The sequence below is a fragment of the Plantibacter sp. ME-Dv--P-095 genome, from assembly GCF_030209365.1.
Taxonomy (GTDB): Bacteria; Actinomycetota; Actinomycetes; order Actinomycetales; family Microbacteriaceae; genus Plantibacter.
On record NZ_JARVSB010000006.1, the window covers coordinates 110,818 to 130,649 of the forward strand.

Genomic DNA, 19,832 nt, shown 5'->3' on the forward strand with positions numbered 1-19,832 from the left:
ACTGACATTCGAGTTGACCAGTTCCCCCGGGCGCCCGAAGGCCTCGCACAGACGACCGCCGAACGCCAGAGCGACAGCGCCGTCACCCGTGACTCGTACGATGAGCGAGTGGGTATGCGTTCGCTGCTGAGTCAGCTGGCCGGGGGAGTCCGAGGAGCGGCGCCGGACGGCGTCGACGAGCAGGCGGTCGTCCGCCTCAATGCGGAACGGCCCGTGCGCGAAGTGCTCGAGTTGGCCGGCCGGATCGGGGAGTCGATGCTGGCTCTCGGAGCCGCAGCGGCCGAGGTCACCGACGCCATCCGCCGGGTCTGCCGGGCGTTCGACCTCGAGTGCCAGGTGGACCTCACCTTCACCTCGATCCTCATCGCGCACGACGGGTCCGAGCTGTCGCCGGGCGTCACCGTGCTCCGCGTGGTCCGCTCGCCCTCCGCCGACTTCGACCGGCTCGCCAAGGTCGTCGTAGTCGCCGAGGGCATCACCAACCGATCCGAACCGATCATGACGGTCACCGACGTCGCCCCCGACGAGGAGGCCGACGTCCGCGACGAACTGCACGCCCGCCTGGGCGCCGCCCACCGCGACCTCGACCGCATCCTCACGGCACGCCGCACCTACCGGCGAGGCTTCGTCACCGTACTGCTGTCGACGATGGCAGCGGCCGTCGCCGTCCTCCTCGGGGGCGGCGTGGTCTCGATGCTGCTCGCCGCCGCCACCACCGCGCTCATCGACAGTGCGTTCCGCGCCTTGAACGTCTGGAAGCTGCCGGTCTTCTTCCTCCAACTCACCGGGGCGGCCATCGCCACGACCGTCGCCGTCCTCATCTCGATCCTCAGCCCTTACGTACCGGACGACCTCTCGGCCCTGCCGCCCGCCCTCATCGTCGCGTCGGGCATCGTGGTGCTGCTCGCAGGCGCCTCGCTCGTCGGAGCGGCAGACGACGCGATCAACGGGTTCCCGGTCACCGCGAGCGGACGGCTCGTCGAGGTGATGCTCCTGACCATCGGGATCGTGGTCGGCATCGGTGGCGTCCTCGACCTCGCCCGACGCCTCGGCATCTCCCTCGTGCTGTTCGACCTCCCCGTCAGCCCTTGGCCCGTCGCTGTACAGATCGTCGGCGCGGCGGTGGCCTCGGCCGCGTGGGCGATGGCCTCGCAGGCGGCCGTCCGCGCGGCGTTCTTCGCCGGAATCACGGGCGCCGTCGCATTCTCCGTCTTCGTGTTCGTCTCCGGCAGTGGCGTCGCCCCCGCAGCGGCCAGCGCGCTCGCCGCGCTCATCATCGGCTTCGCCGCGGAGGCACTCGGCCCGCGGCTGCGGATCCCGGCGATCATCCTCACCATCTGCGGGATCGTCCCGCTGCTGCCCGGGCTCGCGATCTATCGCGGCATGCTCGCGCTCGTGAACGGCGAGCAGGGTTCCGAAGGGGTCGAGCAGTTGCTGCAGGCAGGGCTCACCGGCCTCGCGCTCGCCGCCGGCGTCACACTGGGTGAGATCCTCGCCCGCCGCACGGGCGTCTCGGGCCGCGTGCTGCTGCCCGGGTACATCCGGCGTTCCAAGCGTCACCCGCGCTGAGCGGGGCCGGGGGCGGGGCGCCGTACTTGTCGAGATGCGCCCTTCGACAGGCTCAGGGACCCGGTGGTTGCGGCTCAGGGACCCGGTGGTTGCGGCTCAGGGACCGGGTGATTGCGGCTCAGGGACCGGGGGACAGGCTCAGTGCCCGGCTGGCGTGGCCGTCCGCTGCTGCGGCTTCGCCGCGGAGGTCAGGAACGACGCCAGGACGACGACCGCGAGGACGACGATCATCGCGCCCCGCAGCCCGAAGTGCTCCCCGAGGAAGCCGAGCAACGGCGGCCCGACGAGGAACGCGACATAGCCCGCCGAGGCGACCGCGCCGACCGTCGTCGTCGGGTCGTCGCTCTCGCCCGCCGCGGAGAGCGTCACCGGGAAGCCGAGCGCCGCACCGAGCCCCCACAGCAGGACCGCGAGCCCCGCGACGAGCACATTGTCGGAGAAGACGACGAGGGCGATGCCGACGGCCGACACGATCGCGCTCACCCGCAGTACGTTCGCCTTGCCAAACCGGGCGATCAACGGCTCACCGGAGAACCGTCCGATCGTCATGGCGAGCGCGAACCCGGCGAAGACGATGGACCCGACGGCAGCCGTGGTGCCGTGCCCGTCGACCATGATGAGCGGCAACCAGTCGCCGGCCGCACCCTCCGCGAGCGCGAGGGCGAGCACGATGAGCCCGAGGAAGACGACCCGCTGCTGCCGCCAGACCGCGAGCTGCGCACGGATCCCGGGGGAGTCGGCGCCCGTGTCGGACTGCCGTCCGGTCTCGGCCGGGATCTTCGGCGTCGCCCACACCAGCGCCGCCAGCGCGACGGCCGCGACGATCAGCAGGTGGATCGTCACGGGGAAGGCGATCGCGGTGAGCGCGATGCCGGCCACTGAGCCGATGACGGAACCGAGGCTGTAGCAGCCGTGGAGGACGGGCAGGATCGATCGGCCGGACAGCTGCTCGATGAGCGCACCCTCGATGTTGATCGCGATCTCCGCGAGGCCGAAGCCCAGGCCGATCCCGACGAGACCGAGGAAGACACCGATGCCCTGCCCGACGCCCGCCGTGAGGGCGAGCAGGGCCAGCCCGGTGACGAACGCCGCCCCGCCGATGACGATCGGCCGCCGTGCACCGAACCGCCGGACGAGGGCCGCGGAGGAGAGGATGCCCGTCATCGACCCGACGGAGATCCCGAAGAGGATGAGGCCCATCTCGGCGGTGCTCGCATGGACGAGGTCGCGGACGGCGGGCGTGCGGACGATGAAGGACGACAGGCCGACCCCGACGGTCAGCATGAAGACGAAGATCGCCCCGCGCCGCCGCCGGAGATCGGCGGACAGCGCGGGGCGGGGGTTCGCCTGACCGGCGCGGGCACTCATGCTCCGAGCCTAGGGGTGGCGAGGTGGTGCGGGTGGTGCCTGACTAGCCCGAAGGGTTCTCGACCGGGTCGCCCTCGGCGTCGGTCCCCGTCTCGGGGTCGACCTCCTCGGGCTTCGGCACGTCGTGCTTCGCGGCGTCCTTCACGTCGTCGTGCGTGTGCGGGGGACCGGGGCGGGGGCCGTCACTCGACATCGCCACGCCATCCCTGTCCGGTCTGACCCTCGGTCTCGACGAGCTGCTTGAAGTTGCCGAGGTCCTTCTTGATCGCGTGGTTGTCCACACCGAGCGCCGATCCGAGGTGCTCGAGGAGGCCCTTGGGCTCCCAGTCGAGCTGCACGGTGACACGGGTCTTCGCGTCCTCGAGACGGTGGAACGTGACGACGCCGGCGTGATCGACCTCGCCACCGGTGCTCGTCCAAGCGACGCGCTCGTCCGGGTGCTGCTCGGTGATCTCCGCCTCGAAGACGCGGGTCTGGCCGGCGACCTTGACGGTCCACTCGGTGAGGACGTCGGTGACCTGGGTGATGGACTCGACCTCGTCGAGGAACTTGGGGAAGTCCTCGAAGCGGGTCCACTGGTTGTAGGCGACGGAGACGGGAACGTCGACGTCGATGGTTTCGATGACCTGCGTCATGGGAGCCATCCTCTCTGCTTCTGCGGTACCTGCGTGTGTCTCGTCCGGAAAGCCCGAACGCGATTGCGACGGTACGCGTGCAAGCTGCGATTCCGGGGGCGTAGCCGGAGACGCGGCAACCTGTTACCCTGCCCGGCCTCGGCTCACAACTGGAAGCGGTACCCCATGCCGGCCTCCGTGAGCAGATGACGTGGTGCACCGGGCTCCGGCTCGAGCTTCTTCCGCAGCTGGGCGATGTACAGGCGGAGGTAGCCGGTGTCGGTCACGTGCGTCGGCCCCCAGATCTCCGTGAGCAGCATCTGCCGGGTGACGAGTTTGCCGGCGTTCCGGAGGAGGAGTTCGAGCACCTGCCACTCCGTCGGCGTCAGGCGGACGGTGACCGGTGCGGCGCCGGGGACCTGTCTCGTGACCTGCTTCGCGGCGAGGTCGACCACGATGTCGTCGAACTGCACGGTCGGTTCCGCCTCGGCGCCCGGCACCCGGCGGGTGAGCGCACGGATCCGCGCCAGCAGTTCGTCGATGGCGAACGGCTTCGTCACGTAGTCGTCGGCCCCGGCGTCGAGCGCCTCGACCTTGTCCGTCGAACCGGCCCGCCCGGACACGACGAGGATGGGCGCATCGGTCCACCCGCGCAGCCCCTCGATCACCTGCTTGCCGTCGAGTCCCGGCATGCCGAGGTCGAGCAGGTAGAGGTCGGGGCGGTGCTCCGTCGCGGCGTTGAGGGCTGCGGTGCCGTCCTCGGCGGTGATGATCTCGTAGCCGCGCGCGGTGAGCGTGATGCGGAGGGCGCGGAGGATCTGCGGGTCGTCGTCGGCGATCAGGATCTTCATCGGGCTGCTGGCTCCTCGGTCGGCACGGCCGGCAGCGACACCACCATGGTGAGACCTCCGCCCGGGGTGTCCTCGGGTTCGAGTGTGCCACCCATCCCCTCCACGAAGCCCTTCGAGAGGGCGAGACCGAGGCCGAGGCCGGTGAGGTTGTCGGTGTCGCCGAGCCGCTGGAAGGGGACGAACACGTCCTCGCGTCGGTCGGGCGCGATCCCCGGGCCGTGATCGACGATGCGGATCTCCACGGCGCCGCGGAACGCGCTCGTCGCGATCCGGACGGGGGTGTCGTCCGGGCTGAAGCGCTGCGCGTTCGTCAGGAGGTTCACGATGACGCGCTGCAGGAGGCCGGCGTCGGCGAGGACGGGCGGGAGGTCGGGCGCGAGGTCGAGCTCGGCGTCCTGCGGCCCGATGCCGAGCTCGTCGAAGGCCGGCAGGATCGCGTCCTCGACGTCGATCGGGGCGACCGTCACCGCGAGGACGCCGGCCTGGAGACGACTGACGTCGAGCAGGTTCGTGACGAGGGCCGCCAGCGTGCGCAGGCTGTCGTCGGCGGTCTCGAGGAGGTCCTGGCGGTCCGTCGTGGTCAGCTCGACGTCGGTCGCGCGCAGGCCGGTCACCGCGGCGGTGGCGGCGGCGAGCGGGCGGCGGAGGTCGTGACTGACCGCGGAGAGCAGCGCGCTCCGGACCCGGTCGGTCGCGGCGAGCGGACCGACCTCCTGGGCGGTGGCGCGCAGGTCGGTGTGCTCGAGCGAGGCGTCGAGCTGCGCAGCGATGACGGCGAGCAGGCGGCGATCGGAGGCCGCGAGCACGCCGCCGTGCAGCTCGAGCACCGCACGGGTGCCGATCGGGATGCTCGTGAAGTCCCCGCCGCGGGTCGGTTCGCCGTCGACCGCGAGGACCGCGTCTCCGGCGACGAGGCGGACGCCGGCGAGCGAGAACGACTCGCGGGTCCGACTGACGAGCGCCTGCAGGGCGCCCTCGCCGCGGAGCACGCTGCCCGCGACCGTCGCCAGCAGCTCGGACTCCGCCGCCGCGCGCCTCGACACCCGGGCACGACGCGCCGAGAGGTCGACCACGCCGCTCACGATCACCGCGATGACCACGTAGAGCACGAGCGCGACGAGATGCGCGGGGTCGTCGATGGTGACGGTGTACAGCGGTTGGACGAAGACGAAGTCGAGCGTGATGCCCGAGAGGACGGCCGCGAACACCGCCGGCCAGAAGCCGCCGACGAGGGCGACGAGCACGACGAGCAGCTGGTACGAGAGCACCTCGCTCGTGATCGACTCCTCGGTGCGGGCGAGGTGGAGGAGCCAGGTGACGAGCGGCCCGCCGATCAGCGCGAGGGCGAAGCCGGCGATGTGGCGCCGCGCACTCAGCGCACCGCCGAGCTTCGGCAGCCGGAACCGCCCACCGGCCGCCTCGTGGTTGACGATGTGGACGTCGATGTTGCCGGACTCGCGGATGACCGTGTTCCCGATGCCGGGGCCGGTGACGGCGGCCGACAGGCGACTGCGCCGGCTGACGCCGATGACGAGCTGCGTCGCGTTCGCCGCCTTCGCGAAGTCCACGAGCGCGCGCGGCACGTCGTCGCCGACGACCTGGTGGAAGGTGCCGCCGAGGGTGTCGACGAGTGCCCGCTGCTGCGCGAGTGCACCGGGGTTCGCGGTGCGGAGGCCGTCCTGCGTCGTCACGTGCACCGCGATGAGCTCCCCGCCGGAGGAACGGGCGGCGATCCGGGCGCCCCGACGGAGCAGGGTCTCGCCCTCGGGTCCGCCGGTGAGGGCCACGACGACTCGCTCGCGCGCCTCCCAGGTGCTGTCGATGCCGTGCTCGGCGCGGTAGTCGCGGAGGGCGGAGTCGACCTCGTCGGCCAGCCACAGCAGGGCCAGCTCGCGGAGAGCGGTGAGGTTGCCGAGGCGGAAGTAGTTGGACAGGGCGGCGTCGATCCGCTCGGCCGGGTAGACGCGGCCGCCGGCGAGCCGGTCGCGGAGCGCCTGTGGAGCGAGGTCGATGAGCTCGATCTGGTCTGCGGCCCGGAGCACGGCGTCGGGGATGGTCTCCCGCTGCGGCGCCCCGGTGATCTGCCGCACGACGTCGTTGAGCGACTCGATGTGCTGGATGTTGACCGTCGACAGCACCGGGATGCCGGCGGCGAGCAGGGCCTCGACGTCCTGCCAGCGCTTGTCGTTCGTGGAGCCCGGCGCGTTCGTGTGGGCGAGTTCGTCGACGAGGGCGAGCCCGGGGCGGCGCTCGAGGACGGCCTCGAGGTCCATCTCGTCGAGCGTCACACCCCGATGCTCGACGCCCCGGCGCGGCAGCGTCTCGAGGCCCTCCGTCAGTGCGGCCGTCGCGGCCCGGCCGTGGGTCTCGACGACCGCGACCACTACGTCGACGCCCTCCGCGGCGAGGCGGTGGCCCTCCTCGAGCATGGCGTAGGTCTTGCCGACCCCGGGGGCCGCGCCGAGGAGCACCCGGAGTCGTCCGCGCTGCATGGTGTTCAGTTCTCCTGGAGCATGGCGTAGGTCCTGCCGACCCCGGGGGCCGCGCTGTGTCGTCCGCGCTGCATGGTGTTATCCGTCCAGTCCTGCCACGGCGAGGTTGAGCTGCAGGACGTTGACCGTGGACTCCCCAAGGTAGCCGAGGTCGGGACCCTGCGTCAGACGCTCGACGAGGGCCCGGACCTCGCCCTCGTCGAGGCCGCGCTCGGCGGCGACACGGGGCACCTGCAGCAGCGCGTACGCCGGGCTGATGTGCGGGTCGAGGCCGGACGCGGAGGCCGTCAGCGCGTCGGCGGGGACGCTCGCCGGATCGACGTCTTCGAAGGAGGCGATGGCCGCCCGGCGCTCCTCGATCGAGGCGACGAGGTCGGTGTTCTCCGGCCCGAGGTTGCTGCCGCTCGACGCGCCGCCGTCGTAGCCGTCGCCCGCTGCGGACGGACGCGACTGGAACCACTGCGGCAGCGGCTTGCCGTCGGCGTCGGTGAACGACTGCCCGATGAGCGCCGAGCCGACCGTCTTCCCACCCTCCGAGACGGGCGAGCCGTTCGCCTGCCACGACATCGTCGCCTGTCCGATCCCGGTGACGATGAGGGGGTAGCCGACGCCGAGGACGACGGTGAGGGCGAGCATGGCCCTGATGGCGACCCAGTACTGGGCGATGCCGCTGCGGGATGCACTCATGATGTTCTGTCTGCTTTCGTGTGCTGGGGTACTGGGGCGAGGGGACGGGGTCCGGCTAGAAGCCGGGGATGAGCGTCACGACGAGGTCGATGAGCTTGATGCCGATGAACGGCGCGATCACACCGCCGAGCCCGTAGATCAACAGGTTCCGGCTGAGGACCTTCGAGGCGCTGAGCGGTCGGTACTTCACGCCGCGGAGGGCGAGCGGGATCAGGATCACGATGATGATCGCGTTGAAGATGATCGCCGAGAGGATCGCCGACGCCGGGGAGTGCAGCTGCATGATGTTCAGCAGGGCGAGCCCCGGGAACACCCCGGCGAACATGGCCGGGATGATCGCGAAGTACTTGGCGACGTCGTTCGCGATGGAGAACGTCGTGAGGGCACCTCGCGTGATGAGCAGTTGCTTGCCGATCCGCACGATGTCGATGAGCTTCGTGGGGTCGGAGTCGAGGTCGACCATGTTGCCGGCCTCCTTCGCGGCGGAGGTGCCCGTGTTCATCGCCACGCCCACGTCGGCCTGGGCGAGCGCCGGAGCGTCGTTCGTGCCGTCACCGGTCATCGCGACGAGGTTGCCGCCCTCCTGCTCCTTGCGGATGAGTTCGAGCTTCTGCTCGGGCGTCGCCTCGGCGAGGAAGTCGTCGACCCCGGCCTCCGCGGCGATCGCCTTCGCCGTGAGCGGGTTGTCGCCCGTGATCATGACGGTGCGGATGCCCATCGCACGCAGCTCGGCGAAGCGTTCCGCGATGCCGGCCTTGACGACGTCCTTCAACCGGACGACACCGAGGACCCGGGCGGTGCCGGTGGTGTCGGTCTGCGCCACCACGAGCGGGGTGCCACCGCCGGCGGACACCGCTTCGACGTGCTCCTGGAGCTCGGCGCGGATCGCCTCGTCGAGCGGGTTCGACTCCTGCACCCAGGCGAGCACGGCCGAACCGGCGCCCTTGCGGATCTGTGCGCCGTCCGGCTGGTCGAGACCGCTCATGCGGGTCTGCGCGGTGAACGGGACGATCTCGCCCGCGACGGATCCGCCGAGGTGGACACCCCGCTCGGCGGCGAGGTCGACGATCGACTTGCCCTCGGGCGTCGGGTCGCTGAGCGAGGACCGGGCGGCGGCCTGCGCGAGCTCGTCCGGCGTGACACCGCGGAGGGCGATGAACTCGACCGCCTGGCGGTTGCCGTAGGTGATGGTGCCCGTCTTGTCGAGCAGCAGGGTCGTGACGTCGCCGGCCGCTTCGACGGCACGGCCCGACATCGCGAGTACGTTCCGCTGCACGAGCCGGTCCATGCCGGCGATGCCGATCGCGGAGAGGAGGGCACCGATGGTCGTCGGGATGAGGCAGACGAGGAGGGCGATGAGGACCGGGACGCTGACGGGGGCCGCCGCGTAGGAGGCGATCGGGTTGAGCGTGAGCGCGACGATCACGAAGACGATCGACAGGCTCGCGAGCAGGATGTTGAGCGCGATCTCGTTCGGCGTCTTCTGCCGCGCCGCGCCCTCGACGAGGCCGATCATGCGGTCGACGAAGGTCTCGCCGGGCTTCGAGGTGATGCGGACGACGATGCGGTCGGACAGCACCCGGGTCCCGCCGGTGACGGCGCTGCGGTCGCCGCCGGACTCGCGGACGACCGGGGCCGACTCGCCCGTGATGGCCGACTCGTCGACCGAGGCGATGCCCCAGACGATGTCGCCGTCACCCGGGACGAGTTCGCCGGCGGTCACGACGACGACGTCGCCGAGGGTGAGGTCCGCCGAGGAGACCTGGCCGGTGGCCGTGTGCTCGGCGGACGGATCCGCCGAGGCGTCGTAGGCGGTGACCTGGTTCGCCATGGTCGAGGTGCGCGTCTTGCGGAGGCTGTCGGCCTGGGCCTTGCCGCGGCCCTCGGCCACGGATTCGGCGAGGTTCGCGAAGACGACGGTGAGCCACAGCCAGATCGCGATGCCCCAGGTGAACGACGCCGGCACGGCCGAGCCGCCGGACTCCTGCGCCCCACCGAGGAACGGTTCGGCGATCGCGAGGACGGTCGTCAGTGCGGCCCCGACCTCGACGATGAACATGACCGGGTTCTTGACCATGAGTCGCGGGTCGAGTTTGCGGAAGGCGCCGGGGGTCGCGGCGAGCAGCTGTGCCGGACCGAACGCGGCCTTCGCGGGCTCGTGGTGGTGGTCCTGTTCCTGCTCGGGTTCCGCCGGGGCGGGAAGCGTGTGCGTGGTGGACATGGTTTATGACAGCCCTTCCGCCAGGGGACCCAGCGCGAGTACGGGGAAGTAGGTGGATGCGGTGATGACCACGGGGAAGTAGGTGGATGCGGTGATGACCACGGGGTGTGCGTGGTGGACGTGGCTCATGACAGCCCTTCCGCCAGGGGACCCAGCGCGAGGACGGGGAAGTAGGTGAGTGCGGTGATGACCACGGCGACACCGGTGAGGAGGCCGACGAACTGCGGCCGGTTGGTCGGGAGCGTTCCGGCGGTCGACGGCACCCGGTCCTGCGCGGCAAGCGAACCGGCGAGTGCGAGGACGAGCACGATCGGGACGAAGCGGCCGAGGAGCATGGCGACACCGAGGGCCGTGTTGAACCACGGGGTGTTCGCCGTGAGGCCGGCGAACGCGGAACCGTTGTTGTTCGCGGCGGAGGTGAAGGCGTAGAGGACCTCGGAGAGGCCGTGGAGGCCAGGGTTCCAGATCGACGTCGTCTCCACGTCGGAGCGGACGCCGGGGATGGCGAAGCTCAGGGCGGTGCCGGCGAGCACGAGGGTCGGCGTCACGAGGATGTACAGGCTCGCGAGCTTGATCTCCCGCGGACCGATCTTCTTGCCGAGGTACTCCGGGGTCCGCCCGACGAGCAGCCCACCGATGAACACGGCGATGACGGCGAGCACGAGCATGCCGTACAGGCCCGAGCCGACGCCGCCGGGGGCGATCTCGCCGAGCATCATGTTGATCATCGGCATCATGCCGCCGAGTGCCGTGTAGGAGTCGTGCATCGAGTTGACGGCACCGGTGGAGGTGAGCGTCGAGGTCGAACCGAACAGCGTGGAGGCGAAGACGCCGAAGCGCTGCTCCTTGCCCTCCATCGCGCCGCCGGCCGCCATCGGTGCCGCTCCGAGGCCACGGGCTTCGAGCGCCGTGAGGATCGAGAACGACGCGAGGAAGATGACGCCCATGACCGCGAGGATCGTGTAGCCCTGCTTGTGGTCGCCGACCATGCGGCCGAAGGTGCGCGGCAGGGAGAACGGGATCGCGAGCATGAGGATGTTCTGGACGAGGCTCGTCCACGCGGTCGGGTTCTCGAAGGGGTGCGCGGAGTTCGCGTTGAAGAACCCGCCGCCGTTCGTGCCGAGGAGCTTGATGGCCTCCTGCGAGGCGACCGGTCCGCCGGGGATGGTCTGCGTCGCACCCGTGATGGCGCTGACGTCGGTGAAGCCGTTGAGGTTCTGGATGGTGCCGCCCGCGATGAGCACGACCGCCATGACGACGGAGAGCGGCAGCAGGACACGGAGGGTGCCGCGCGTGAGGTCGACCCAGAAGTTGCCGATGGTGCCGCTGCGCCGACTCGCGAAGCCGCGGACGAGGGCGATGGCGACCGCGATGCCGACGGCGGCGGAGACGAAGTTCTGCACCGCGAGGCCCGTGAGCTGCACGGTGTAGCCCATCGTGACCTCGGGGGAGTACGACTGCCAGTTCGTGTTCGTGACGAAGGATACGGCCGTGTTGAACGACAGGCCCTCGGGGACGGCGGGGAGGCCGAGCGCGAACGGCAGGACGGCCTGCGCACGCTGGAGGGCGTAGACGAGGAGGACACCGACGAGCGAGAAGGCGAGCACCCCGCGCAGGTAGGCCTGCCAGGTCTGCTCGGAGCGGGCGTCGACACCGATCACACGGTAGAAGCCCCGCTCGACGGCGAAGTCCTTGCCGGAGGTGTACACCCGCGCGAGGTACTCACCGAGCGGACGGTAGAGCAGCACGAGGACCAGGACGAGGGTCGAGACCTGGAGGATCGCGAAGAGGGTCTGCATCAGAACCTCTCGGGATTCACGAGCGCGTACACGAGGTACACGACGGCGGCGACGGCCAAGACGGCGGCGAGGAGTTCGAAGACGATCACAGTCTCTCCACTCCCCGGGCGACGAGGCCGACCACAGCGAACACGGCGATGATGCCGAGCACGTAGACGAGGTCGAGCAAGAGGACTCCAGTGTGTGAATGGTGCGTGGTGCTGATGCGTCCCGTTCGGGACAGCTCAGAGCCAACACCCGTCAGCAGCCCGGATCGGCGGTCCTCACGGTTTCCATACGCCTTCCGCGTCGATCCTCACGACCTCCCTACGGTGCGTGGTGTCCACAGCCGCAACGACGCCAAGCTCAACGTCGCGTCTCTGCGCGCTAGACTGGAGTCATCATGATCAGCCCGTTGCCGAAAGGCGCGGGCTGATTTTCTGTTCGGGGGAGGTCCATGGTCGAGTACGCCAAAGACTGGTTGTCCGTTGAGCAGCAGGTCGCCCGACTCGAGTACCACGGCCTCGAGGTTTCGGATCCCGATCATGCCGCCTGAGTCGTGGAATCGATCGGGTACTACCGTCTGACCGGCTTCCTGTACCCGTTTCGGTCGTCCGAAGCGTATGTCGACGAGCATGGCCGCACCCGGGTCCGCATCCTCAGCGGATACCGGCCGGGCACACGTCTCTCGCACGCCGAAGCGATCATCGACTTCGACCGTCGACTGATCGAGATGCTCGATCATCTGCGCGACTCCGAGCATCCGAAACAGGTATACGACACCTACAATGCGCTGGCCGTGATCGCCTACCTGCTGGCATCGATCGATCCGGATACCGATTGGCCGGTGAGGGTCGCAGCACTGTTCCGCGGCTTCCCAACGTCCGAAGCTCTTACGATCGAGTCCCTGGGCGCGCCGACACACTGGGACACCCTCGATCTCTGGCGGGCATGAGCTCCTCGGAGATCTCAGGCAGCGTGGCTTGCTCGGCGGCCCGCACCGTGTCCAGTCGCCTGCTGCCTCAGTCCTGACAGTTCCTAGGGCGTCGAATCCCCCCGCTCGAACGCCCAGGCGCGGGCGGGGTTGTCGCGGGTGATCGTCGACACCGCTTCCGCGCCGAGGGCCTGCGCCAGCTGTGGTGCGATGGCCGTCAGCAGCGCCGCCGGACCGTCGTCGTCCGGCCGCGCGCGAGAGGCGGACGTGGTCGTGTCGGCGCCGAGGAGCAGCGCGGGCAGGTGTCCGTCGTCGATGAGGGCCTCGAGGATCCGCGTCAACCGGTCCGGCTCCATCGGGTGGCCGGGCGACGGTGTGTCGATGCACACCCACGCGCCGGAGCGCGCGGCGTCGAGGATCTGCTCGACGTGGGGGTTCCGGCCGAGATGCCCGAGGACGATGGATCGCGGGTCCACCTCGTCGGCGTCCAGCGCCGCCAGGACGAGGCCGGCCGCCGCTCCCTGCTCGAGGTGCACCGCGATCGGCACTCCGGTGGCGTGATGCGCCACTGCGGCGGCCCGCAACGCGTCCCGCTCGTCCTCGGCGAGGCGGTCGGGGCCGACACCGATCTTGATCAGTCCGCACCCGTGCCGGTCGATGTCGTCGATGAACGCCGCCGCCAGCTCGTCGGCCGAGCGCGTGGGTTCTGCAGCGCCCTCGGGGTAGACACGCCGCAGATGCCGGCCGGTCGCCGCCACGAGGTGGACGCCCGTCGACGCACTGATCCGTCGCAGTGCCGGGAGCCCGCGGCCGAGACCTCGAGGCGTCCACTGGATGATCGTCCCGCCGCCCGCCGCGGCGAACCGCTCGACCGCCGCCAGGGCGTCCGGCTCGTCGACCAGGTCCTGACCGGCCAGGACCGGTGTCCGCAGGAAGAGGTGGTCGTGCGAGTCGACCACGCCCGCCGTCGCCGGGTCGATGTCACCGAGCACCGTGCGGATCACCCGGGTCATCGGGCGTCGGCATCCCCGGCGGTCGCCGCATCGGGCAGCAGCCGCAGGGCCGCCATCACCCGGGGCAGACCCACGTACGGCACGAGGTGGACGAGCGACTCCGCGAGCTCCGTGCGGGTCATCCCGATCCGGAGCGAGGTCGTGAGGTGCCCGCTGAGCTGCGGGTCCACGCCGCCGAGCGCGGTCAGCGCACCGATGATGAGCAGCTGTCGGTCGCGCGGCGTCAGGCCCTCACGCTGATACGTCCCGCCGAACACGGCGCCGACGATCCACTCGTCGAAGCCCGGCGCCGCCGCATCCACCGTCGCGCGCCAGGCCGCGGTCGTCGTCTCGTCCTGCAGCCCCGCCAATCGTTCGCGGCCTGCCACCACATCGAACACCTCGTGCATCGTCTCTCCTTCGATCGTTCCGGCTGTAACGGTTGACACGTTACACTCGAACCATGACGACTGAGACCGACTTCCGCTTCGACGGCGGAGCCACCTGGCTGAACCTGCTCGCCACCCGGGGGCAGAGCTTCGGAACGCGACCGATCGAGCGCATCGGAACGCCGGAAGCCGGACGACGCTGGCTCGGGCTCGTCGGGTTCCCGCCGCAGGACGAGCTGAGCGACGCGGACCTCGCCGGACTGGTGCGGTTGCGGGAAGCGCTCCGCGAACTGGCGATGGCGGCGGTCGCCGGGCGGGAGCCGGCGGCCGAGGCGGCGCAGGAGGTCCGTGCGATCGCTGCGATCCCGGCTGAGCCGGTGTGGCGCGACCAGGTCGCCGGCATCCCGCTCGACATGGCGCTCGCCGCGATCGCCGTCCAAGCGCTCGTCACCCTGCAAGGACCGGACCGACAGCTCCTGCACCAGTGTGCCGAGGTCGACTGCCGGTGGGTGTTCCTCGACACCTCCGGTCGGCGCCACTGGTGTCCGTCGCCGGCCTGTGCCAGCCGGGGTCGCGTCCGCGCCCACCGCGCACGACAGGGCGGCCCGAGCCTCGGCTGACGCGGACCATCCTGTCGTGCGGTTGGCGGGTCGCGCGGACCCGTCGCTGCTACTTCAGCGGCCCGAAGGTCGCGTCGATGTCCGCGAGCTCCATCTCCGCCGTCGCCTGGATCAGCGCGAGGAGATCGGTGTCGAGGCCGGGGGAGAACTCCTCGAACCGCTCGGGCGCGATCGTCGACGGCACGCCCTCCGGAGCCTGCTGCGTCGCGTCCAGTTCGGTGCCGTCGTTCGACGGCGACATGCCCTGGAAGATCCGGCCCGCCTCGGACTGGCCGGCGAGGTCGAACGAGAACTGCTTGCTCTGCAGCCCCTGGTCCACGAGGAGCTTGACCTCGGGGAACTGCTCCGCGTTGGTCTTCGGGATCGGCAGCGACGACTTCCAGTTCACGCCGAGCGTCTCGAGGGCCTTCGCGTAGGCGTTCTCGTGCGCCTGGTCGCGGACGATCAGGTAGGCGATCGTCGAGCGGGCCGTCTTGTTCGACGTCATCTCGTACAGGCGGCACTTCTGCAGCCGACCCGTCGACTCCAACATGAGGTTGTACAGCAGGTCGAGCACGAGGTTGCCGGAGTTGTACACCCAGCTGCCGTTCCACGGGTTGCCGGCCGCATCCACCGGCATGGCCCCCTGCGCCGCGACGAGGTAGTGGTGCGTGTTGACCTCGGACAGGGCGATCGACAGCGGTGTCGCTCCGCCGGCGCCCGGCTGGTCCACCGGGTCCGTCTGCTTGCCCTGGTAGGCGGGCGAGCCGTCGAGCAACCGGGAGATGGTCGTGCCGATGAGCTCGACGTGACTGATCTCCTCGGTGCCGATGCCCTGGATGAGGTCACGGTAGGGCTTCCCGGCCGGCCCACGGAAGTTCATGGCCTGGAAGAGGTACTGCATCATGGTGCGCATCTCGCCGAACTGGCCGCCGAGCCCCTCCTGCAGGGCGGCCGCCGCCGCGGGGTCCGGCTCGTCTTCGGCGATCTCGTTGATGAACCGCTGCACGTGGAAGTACATGGTGATCCTCTCTGATCGGCGTTCCCGGAACCGTCCGCCCCGAGCGCTCGCGCCCAGCCTGCGCCTGTCGAGCGATCCCCGAGGGGTCTGTCATCCGGGCGGCGAAGGGCGTAGAGTCCGACGCTCCCTTACGCTGGGAGGCTGAGGCGTCGAGGGGATCTGGATCAGTGGAACTGCGGTGGTTGACGGCGCCCGAAGCCGAGGTCGCCGCGGCGATGGCCGACGAACGCCGCTCTGCCCGGTCCAAGGGAGTGCCCACCGGGCGCCGAGTGGTCTTCCACCTCTACTTCAGCCTCGTCCTCTGGTATCTCGCGATCGCCCTCGTCTCGGTCGGTGTCAGCGTCGACGAGTACCACGACAGTCGCGTCGAAGCCGACGACGTCATCGGCCTGGTCGTCGCCGCGCTCATCCTCGTGGGGCTGCTCGCCGGCGCCTGGTTCCTGCTGCGGTGGTCGCAACGGCCACCGTCGCCGAAGGCACGCCTGGCCGAGTGGCGGCGACACCTGACCGCGGTGGAGAACGGCTTCACCGAGGAGCCGAAGTCACGGGCGATGTTCTCCTCGCTCATCACCACGACCGGGAAGTACCACAACGCGTTCGTCTCCACTTCCGGGCCGCAGTTCCTGTCGGACCCCCGGTTCGTCCGCGACGAGGTCGAGTTCGGCAACCTCCTCGACGAGGTGAAGCGTTCGGGGGACTGGCACTACCTCGTGGTCCGGCTGCCTGCACCGCTGCCGCACCTCCTCCTCGACGCGACGAGGAACGACACCGTCCGCAGCGACCTGCCACCCGGCCTCGACCGCGGTGGTCTGATCTCACTCGAGGGCGACTTCGACCGCTGGTTCCGGGTGTACGCGCCCTCGGGCTACGGGGTCGACGCCCGGTACGTCCTGACGCCGGACGTGATGTCGTCGCTCATCAGCACCGCCGCGTACTACAACGTCGAGATCCTCGACGACCGCGTCGTGTTCTTCAGCAAGCCCGCCGCCGACTTCGCCTACCCGGCACCGTGGATCGCCGTCGACGCCATCCTCACCGACCTCGTCCCGCGACTCGTCCGGAAGGCCGAGCGGTACCGCGACGAACGGGTGGTGGGGCAGGATGCCGAGAGCGTCCTCGATGCCGCACGGAAGGCCATGGATGCCGAGCAGCAGTGGACGAAGGGGCGGACGGTCGTCTCCGAGGACGGCCGACGACTCCGGGTCCGCGCGCGCTTCCACGCGCTGTGGGGTGTCGTCGGTGCGGCGACGTGGCTCATCACCCGCACCCTGCTGTACTTCATCCCCGCGGCGTTCGCCTTCGCCGGGTTCATGTCCGTCGTCGACGCCCGCTGAGGCGGAATCGGCCGCCCTCGGAACATCGCCGGGCGTGATCGCGTTCGCCCAGGTGTGACCCTCACGCTGCCGGCCCTCGCCGAGTCCGCACCAGACACCCTCGATCGCGCGCTCGCGAGCCTCGAGTGGACGATCCACGGCACCTACCGCGACCGCCTCGCGGACGGTTCCCGGCTCGACCGCGGGCACCCGGCCTCCGGCTTCCTGTACGTGTCGAGCGGACGTATCCGGCTCACCACCCCGGAGGGCGCCCTCGACCTCGACGCCGGCGACCTCGTGTTCTTCCCCCGGGCGCACACGACCGTCCTCCGCGCGCTCGGCGAGGCGGAGCTCCTGGAGGTCGGCCTCGAACCGTCGCGCCAACGGCAGGCGGTCGCCGACACCCTGCCCGAGACGCTGACCGTGCGGGACTTCGCGGGTCAGGAGCGGTCCATGGTCGCGCTCATCGAGGGCATGGGATGCCCCTGCCCGAGCGGCCGCGCACGCCCCGGCGACGCCGTCATCTGCAGCCGGATCGCGACCACGATCGTCTCCGCCGCCCTCCGGTCCTGGAACGAGGCCGGGTGCGCGCCCGAGCGCTGGCTGCAACGCATCGGCGACCCGCACATCGCGGCCGTGCTCGACGCCCTGCACGCCGAACCCGGGCGTCCGTGGACGTTCGAGAGTCTCGCCCGCATCGCGATGATGTCGCGTTCCGCGTTCGCCGAGCGGTTCCGGCAGGTCGTCGGTCACACGCCGCGCGCCTACCTCACGACGGTGCGGATGGAGACCGCGAAGGGGCTCATCATCACGGGCGGGGCGACGGTCGCCGAGCTGGCCGGCGAGCTCGGCTACGCCTCGGAGGACGGCTTCGCACGGGCCTTCCAGCGCTACACGGGCCTGACGCCCGCCCGCTGGCGAGCCGAGGCCGCCGCCGCGTAGGCGTGCGGTCTCGGCCTCGGCGTCGGTGCTGCCTCAGCGCGCGGTGCGCGCCGAGCCGAAGATGACCCCACCGACGATCGCGGAGACCGCGGCGACGATGAGCGCCGGCACGATGCCGACCGCGTCGACGAGGATGCCGCCGACACCGGCGCCGACCGTGATCGCGAGCTGGAATCCGGCGACCACGAGCCCGCCGCCGGACTCCATGCGGTCGGGGACGAGCCGTCCCATCCAGGTGCTCAACGTCGTGAGCCACGCACCGAAGCCCATGCCCCAGGTGGTGATGGCGATGGTGACGACCAACGGCTGCCCCGGGAACAGGGTCACGAGCGCGATCGAGACACCGATGAACGCGGGGACCACGTAGCGGAGCGCCGCCAGGTGGCGGTCGACGAGCAGGCCGATGACGAAGTTGCCGACCACACCGCCGAGGCCGAACGCGGCGAGCAGCACGGCGACACCGGCGGCGTCGAGGTCGGGCACCCGCTCGATCGCGAGCCGGATGTAGGTGAACGCGATGAAGTGTCCGAGCACGGTGAGGATGTGACCCGTCAAGCCCATGCGGATGCCCGGGACCCGGAGGGTGTCGACGAGCGACCGCAGCCCGCCGCTCGACGGTGCCGGCGCGACGGGCGGGAGGACGAGCCGCAGCGCGACGGCGACGACGGCGGTGATCACCGCGACGGCCGCGAAGATGAGCCGCCAGTCCATGATCGACCCGAGGTAGGTGCCCACGGGGACGCCGGCGACGGTCGCGACGGTGGTGCCCGTGTTCACGAGCATGATCGCGCGACCGAGGTGCTTCGGGGCCGAGAGGCGGGCGGCGATCGCGATGGACATGGCCCAGAACGCCCCGAGTGCCGCACCGAGGAGCAGGCGGGCCATTAGCAGCATGACGAAGTCGGCGGAGATCGCGACGAGTGCGCTTGAGACCGCGGCCGCGGCTGCCAGGAGGACGAGCAGCAGGCGGCGGTCGAGGCGGGGGACGAGGATGCCGATGGTCGGTGCCGTCAGGAACCCGACGAAGGCCGTCGCGGTGACGGCCTGACCGGCCTGCCCCTCGGAGATGCCGAGCGACGCGGCCATGGACGGCAGCAGGCTCGGCGGGAGGAACTCGGCGAGCACGAGCACGAAGCTCGTCGCCATCATCACGGCGACGGACGCCCAGGCGGTGCGGTCGCGCTGGGGGCCGGCGACGGGGACGGAGCCGGTGCGCGGTGAATCGAGGGTGTCGGGGGTGCTCATGCTCCCAGTCTGGCGGGGGCTGACGACGCCCGCCCGACGCTGCGTCCGCAGGGTCCGACCGTTCGTCCGCAGACGCTCCGGTGTCGCGTTGCTGGCAACTCGGTGAACCCTGTGTCAAGAAGTTGCACTCCGTGCATCGGTGCACGTAGTGTACCCACGTGTCCACCACCGCCCCCGCCGAGGATCGACGCGCCGCCCTGCGTGCGCGCCACCATCGCGCGATCCTCGACGCCGCCCGCGTCATGATCGCGGAGCAGGGCATCGCGGGCTTCAACGTCGACGTCATCGCCGAGCGCGCCGACGTCTCACGGCGGACGGTGTTCAACCACTTCTCCTCCGTCGACGACCTCGTCACGACCTCCTGCACCGAGGAGCTGGCCGTCGTCATCGAGAGCTTCCGCGCCGCCGTCAACGCCCGCCCGGCCGGCCCGGGGTCGCGGGCCTCGATGTTCGAAGATGTCGCCGCGGCCCTCCGCACGACGGACATCCCCCGCGTCATCGCCTTCCTCTGGAACGCGCTCGGCGGCTTCGCGCCGGAGGACTCGCGGCCGCAGCAGCTCTTCCAGGCCACCTTCTCCCGCACCACCCAGGAGCTCGCCCACGAACTGGCCGAGCGCAACACCGACGTCGACGAACTCGAGGCCGGCTTCCTCGTGTCCTCCCTCATGCACGGTGTCGAAGTGCTCGCGCACCACTGGATCGCGAGCACCGGCGCCACCACGGACGATGATGCCCGTGCGCTCTGGACCACCCTGCTGGAACGGCTCATCGCGAGCGTCCGCACGGGCTACGGCTCCACGCACTGATCCCATCCCCT

20 protein-coding genes are annotated in these 19,832 nt (G+C 70.5%); 6 read left to right on the forward strand and 14 right to left on the reverse strand.

Going from position 1 to position 19,832, the window contains the following annotated elements:
- The first annotated feature begins 114 nt into the window (after positions 1 to 114).
- The gene (locus QRN26_RS08820) at positions 115 to 1,569 is read left to right on the forward strand and encodes a threonine/serine exporter family protein (RefSeq protein ID WP_285036275.1); all 1,455 of its coding nucleotides are present in this window, start codon (positions 115 to 117) and stop codon (positions 1,567 to 1,569) included.
- 138 nt (positions 1,570 to 1,707) lie between these two features.
- Here the strand turns inward: QRN26_RS08820 and QRN26_RS08825 are convergent, their stop codons facing one another.
- The 10 genes from QRN26_RS08825 to kdpF all read right to left on the reverse strand — a co-directional run bounded on the left by QRN26_RS08825 (position 1,708) and on the right by kdpF (position 11,690).
- Positions 1,708 to 2,937, reverse strand: a complete 1,230-nt coding sequence (locus tag QRN26_RS08825; RefSeq protein ID WP_285036276.1) for an MFS transporter — start codon at positions 2,935 to 2,937, stop codon at positions 1,708 to 1,710.
- Positions 2,938 to 2,980: 43 nt separating this feature from the next.
- On the reverse strand, positions 2,981 to 3,130 hold the full coding sequence (locus QRN26_RS08830; RefSeq protein WP_157579871.1) for a hypothetical protein: 150 nt from the start codon (positions 3,128 to 3,130) through the stop codon (positions 2,981 to 2,983).
- Entirely contained in the window at positions 3,120 to 3,572 is a 453-nt protein-coding gene (locus QRN26_RS08835) for an SRPBCC family protein (RefSeq protein ID WP_056009346.1), read from the reverse strand. Before QRN26_RS08835 ends, QRN26_RS08830 begins: the two co-directional genes overlap by 11 nt.
- Positions 3,573 to 3,715: 143 nt before the next feature.
- Positions 3,716 to 4,402: a response regulator gene (locus tag QRN26_RS08840; RefSeq protein WP_056009344.1), complete on the reverse strand. Its 687-nt coding sequence runs from the start codon at positions 4,400 to 4,402 to the stop codon at positions 3,716 to 3,718.
- Complete coding sequence (locus QRN26_RS08845; protein WP_285036277.1) at positions 4,399 to 6,894, reverse strand: sensor histidine kinase; 2,496 nt, start codon at positions 6,892 to 6,894, stop codon at positions 4,399 to 4,401. The genes QRN26_RS08840 and QRN26_RS08845 overlap by 4 nt, the downstream gene beginning before the upstream one ends.
- Positions 6,895 to 6,972: 78 nt before the next feature.
- Positions 6,973 to 7,581 carry a potassium-transporting ATPase subunit KdpC gene (kdpC, locus tag QRN26_RS08850; RefSeq protein ID WP_056009340.1) on the reverse strand — a complete coding sequence of 203 codons (609 nt, stop codon included), beginning with the start codon at positions 7,579 to 7,581 and terminating at the stop codon, positions 6,973 to 6,975.
- A gap of 55 nt (positions 7,582 to 7,636) precedes the next feature.
- Positions 7,637 to 9,802 carry a potassium-transporting ATPase subunit KdpB gene (gene kdpB / locus QRN26_RS08855; protein ID WP_285036278.1) on the reverse strand — a complete coding sequence of 722 codons (2,166 nt, stop codon included), beginning with the start codon at positions 9,800 to 9,802 and terminating at the stop codon, positions 7,637 to 7,639.
- Between the two features lie 3 nt (positions 9,803 to 9,805).
- A complete protein-coding gene (locus tag QRN26_RS08860) occupies positions 9,806 to 9,931 on the reverse strand; it encodes a hypothetical protein (protein WP_285036279.1) in 126 nt (41 codons plus the stop codon).
- Complete coding sequence (gene kdpA, locus QRN26_RS08865; protein WP_285036280.1) at positions 9,928 to 11,601, reverse strand: potassium-transporting ATPase subunit KdpA; 1,674 nt, start codon at positions 11,599 to 11,601, stop codon at positions 9,928 to 9,930. Before kdpA ends, QRN26_RS08860 begins: the two co-directional genes overlap by 4 nt.
- Positions 11,601 to 11,690, reverse strand: coding sequence for a K(+)-transporting ATPase subunit F (kdpF, locus tag QRN26_RS08870; protein WP_285036281.1), 90 nt, complete (start codon positions 11,688 to 11,690; stop codon positions 11,601 to 11,603). The genes kdpA and kdpF overlap by 1 nt, the downstream gene beginning before the upstream one ends.
- Positions 11,691 to 12,139: 449 nt before the next feature.
- On the opposite strand from kdpF, the gene QRN26_RS08875 reads away from it, so the two are divergent.
- Entirely contained in the window at positions 12,140 to 12,535 is a 396-nt protein-coding gene (locus QRN26_RS08875) for an Abi family protein (RefSeq protein WP_285036282.1), read from the forward strand.
- 83 nt (positions 12,536 to 12,618) lie between these two features.
- Here QRN26_RS08875 and QRN26_RS08880 read toward each other — a convergent pair whose 3' ends face one another.
- Together QRN26_RS08880 and QRN26_RS08885 are read right to left on the reverse strand one after the other, a co-directional pair.
- Complete coding sequence (locus tag QRN26_RS08880) at positions 12,619 to 13,527, reverse strand: phosphotriesterase family protein (RefSeq protein WP_285036283.1); 909 nt, start codon at positions 13,525 to 13,527, stop codon at positions 12,619 to 12,621.
- Complete coding sequence (locus QRN26_RS08885; protein ID WP_285036284.1) at positions 13,524 to 13,916, reverse strand: carboxymuconolactone decarboxylase family protein; 393 nt, start codon at positions 13,914 to 13,916, stop codon at positions 13,524 to 13,526. The genes QRN26_RS08880 and QRN26_RS08885 overlap by 4 nt, the downstream gene beginning before the upstream one ends.
- A 53-nt stretch (positions 13,917 to 13,969) precedes the next feature.
- On the opposite strand from QRN26_RS08885, the gene QRN26_RS08890 reads away from it, so the two are divergent.
- Complete coding sequence (locus QRN26_RS08890) at positions 13,970 to 14,515, forward strand: CGNR zinc finger domain-containing protein (RefSeq protein WP_285036285.1); 546 nt, start codon at positions 13,970 to 13,972, stop codon at positions 14,513 to 14,515.
- Between the two features lie 49 nt (positions 14,516 to 14,564).
- On the opposite strand, the gene QRN26_RS08895 is transcribed toward QRN26_RS08890, so the two are convergent.
- Positions 14,565 to 15,515: a manganese catalase family protein gene (locus QRN26_RS08895; protein ID WP_285036286.1), complete on the reverse strand. Its 951-nt coding sequence runs from the start codon at positions 15,513 to 15,515 to the stop codon at positions 14,565 to 14,567.
- Between the two features lie 182 nt (positions 15,516 to 15,697).
- On the opposite strand from QRN26_RS08895, the gene QRN26_RS08900 reads away from it, so the two are divergent.
- Entirely contained in the window at positions 15,698 to 16,849 is a 1,152-nt protein-coding gene (locus QRN26_RS08900; RefSeq protein WP_285036287.1) for a hypothetical protein, read from the forward strand.
- 54 nt (positions 16,850 to 16,903) lie between these two features.
- Positions 16,904 to 17,770 carry a helix-turn-helix transcriptional regulator gene (locus QRN26_RS08905; RefSeq protein WP_285036288.1) on the forward strand — a complete coding sequence of 289 codons (867 nt, stop codon included), beginning with the start codon at positions 16,904 to 16,906 and terminating at the stop codon, positions 17,768 to 17,770.
- A gap of 33 nt (positions 17,771 to 17,803) precedes the next feature.
- Here the strand turns inward: QRN26_RS08905 and QRN26_RS08910 are convergent, their stop codons facing one another.
- Positions 17,804 to 19,015 (reverse strand): MFS transporter, encoded by a 1,212-nt coding sequence (locus QRN26_RS08910; protein ID WP_285036289.1) that lies wholly within the window; start codon positions 19,013 to 19,015, stop codon positions 17,804 to 17,806.
- A 158-nt stretch (positions 19,016 to 19,173) separates the two neighbouring features.
- Between QRN26_RS08910 and QRN26_RS08915 the strand changes: the two genes are divergently transcribed.
- The gene (locus QRN26_RS08915; protein ID WP_056009323.1) at positions 19,174 to 19,821 is read left to right on the forward strand and encodes a TetR/AcrR family transcriptional regulator; all 648 of its coding nucleotides are present in this window, start codon (positions 19,174 to 19,176) and stop codon (positions 19,819 to 19,821) included.
- Positions 19,822 to 19,832 lie beyond the last annotated feature (11 nt).

What these genes read in the sequence shown, in the direction of transcription:
- QRN26_RS08860 (WP_285036279.1), bottom strand. Translation starts at nt 9,931, where the DNA reads ATGAGCCACGTCCACCACGCACACCCCGTGGTCATCACCGCATCCACC.
- QRN26_RS08895 (WP_285036286.1), bottom strand. Translation starts at nt 15,515, where the DNA reads ATGTACTTCCACGTGCAGCGGTTCATCAACGAGATCGCCGAAGACGAG.
- QRN26_RS08830 (WP_157579871.1), bottom strand. Translation starts at nt 3,130, where the DNA reads ATGTCGAGTGACGGCCCCCGCCCCGGTCCCCCGCACACGCACGACGAC.
- QRN26_RS08840 (WP_056009344.1), bottom strand. Translation starts at nt 4,402, where the DNA reads ATGAAGATCCTGATCGCCGACGACGACCCGCAGATCCTCCGCGCCCTC.
- QRN26_RS08835 (WP_056009346.1), bottom strand. Translation starts at nt 3,572, where the DNA reads ATGACGCAGGTCATCGAAACCATCGACGTCGACGTTCCCGTCTCCGTC.
- QRN26_RS08910 (WP_285036289.1), bottom strand. Translation starts at nt 19,015, where the DNA reads ATGAGCACCCCCGACACCCTCGATTCACCGCGCACCGGCTCCGTCCCC.
- kdpC (WP_056009340.1), bottom strand. Translation starts at nt 7,581, where the DNA reads ATGAGTGCATCCCGCAGCGGCATCGCCCAGTACTGGGTCGCCATCAGG.
- QRN26_RS08885 (WP_285036284.1), bottom strand. Translation starts at nt 13,916, where the DNA reads ATGCACGAGGTGTTCGATGTGGTGGCAGGCCGCGAACGATTGGCGGGG.
- QRN26_RS08845 (WP_285036277.1), bottom strand. Translation starts at nt 6,894, where the DNA reads ATGCAGCGCGGACGACTCCGGGTGCTCCTCGGCGCGGCCCCCGGGGTC.
- kdpB (WP_285036278.1), bottom strand. Translation starts at nt 9,802, where the DNA reads ATGTCCACCACGCACACGCTTCCCGCCCCGGCGGAACCCGAGCAGGAA.
- kdpA (WP_285036280.1), bottom strand. Translation starts at nt 11,601, where the DNA reads ATGCAGACCCTCTTCGCGATCCTCCAGGTCTCGACCCTCGTCCTGGTC.
- QRN26_RS08890 (WP_285036285.1), top strand. Translation starts at nt 13,970, where the DNA reads ATGACGACTGAGACCGACTTCCGCTTCGACGGCGGAGCCACCTGGCTG.
- QRN26_RS08825 (WP_285036276.1), bottom strand. Translation starts at nt 2,937, where the DNA reads ATGAGTGCCCGCGCCGGTCAGGCGAACCCCCGCCCCGCGCTGTCCGCC.
- QRN26_RS08880 (WP_285036283.1), bottom strand. Translation starts at nt 13,527, where the DNA reads ATGACCCGGGTGATCCGCACGGTGCTCGGTGACATCGACCCGGCGACG.
- QRN26_RS08820 (WP_285036275.1), top strand. Translation starts at nt 115, where the DNA reads ATGCGTTCGCTGCTGAGTCAGCTGGCCGGGGGAGTCCGAGGAGCGGCG.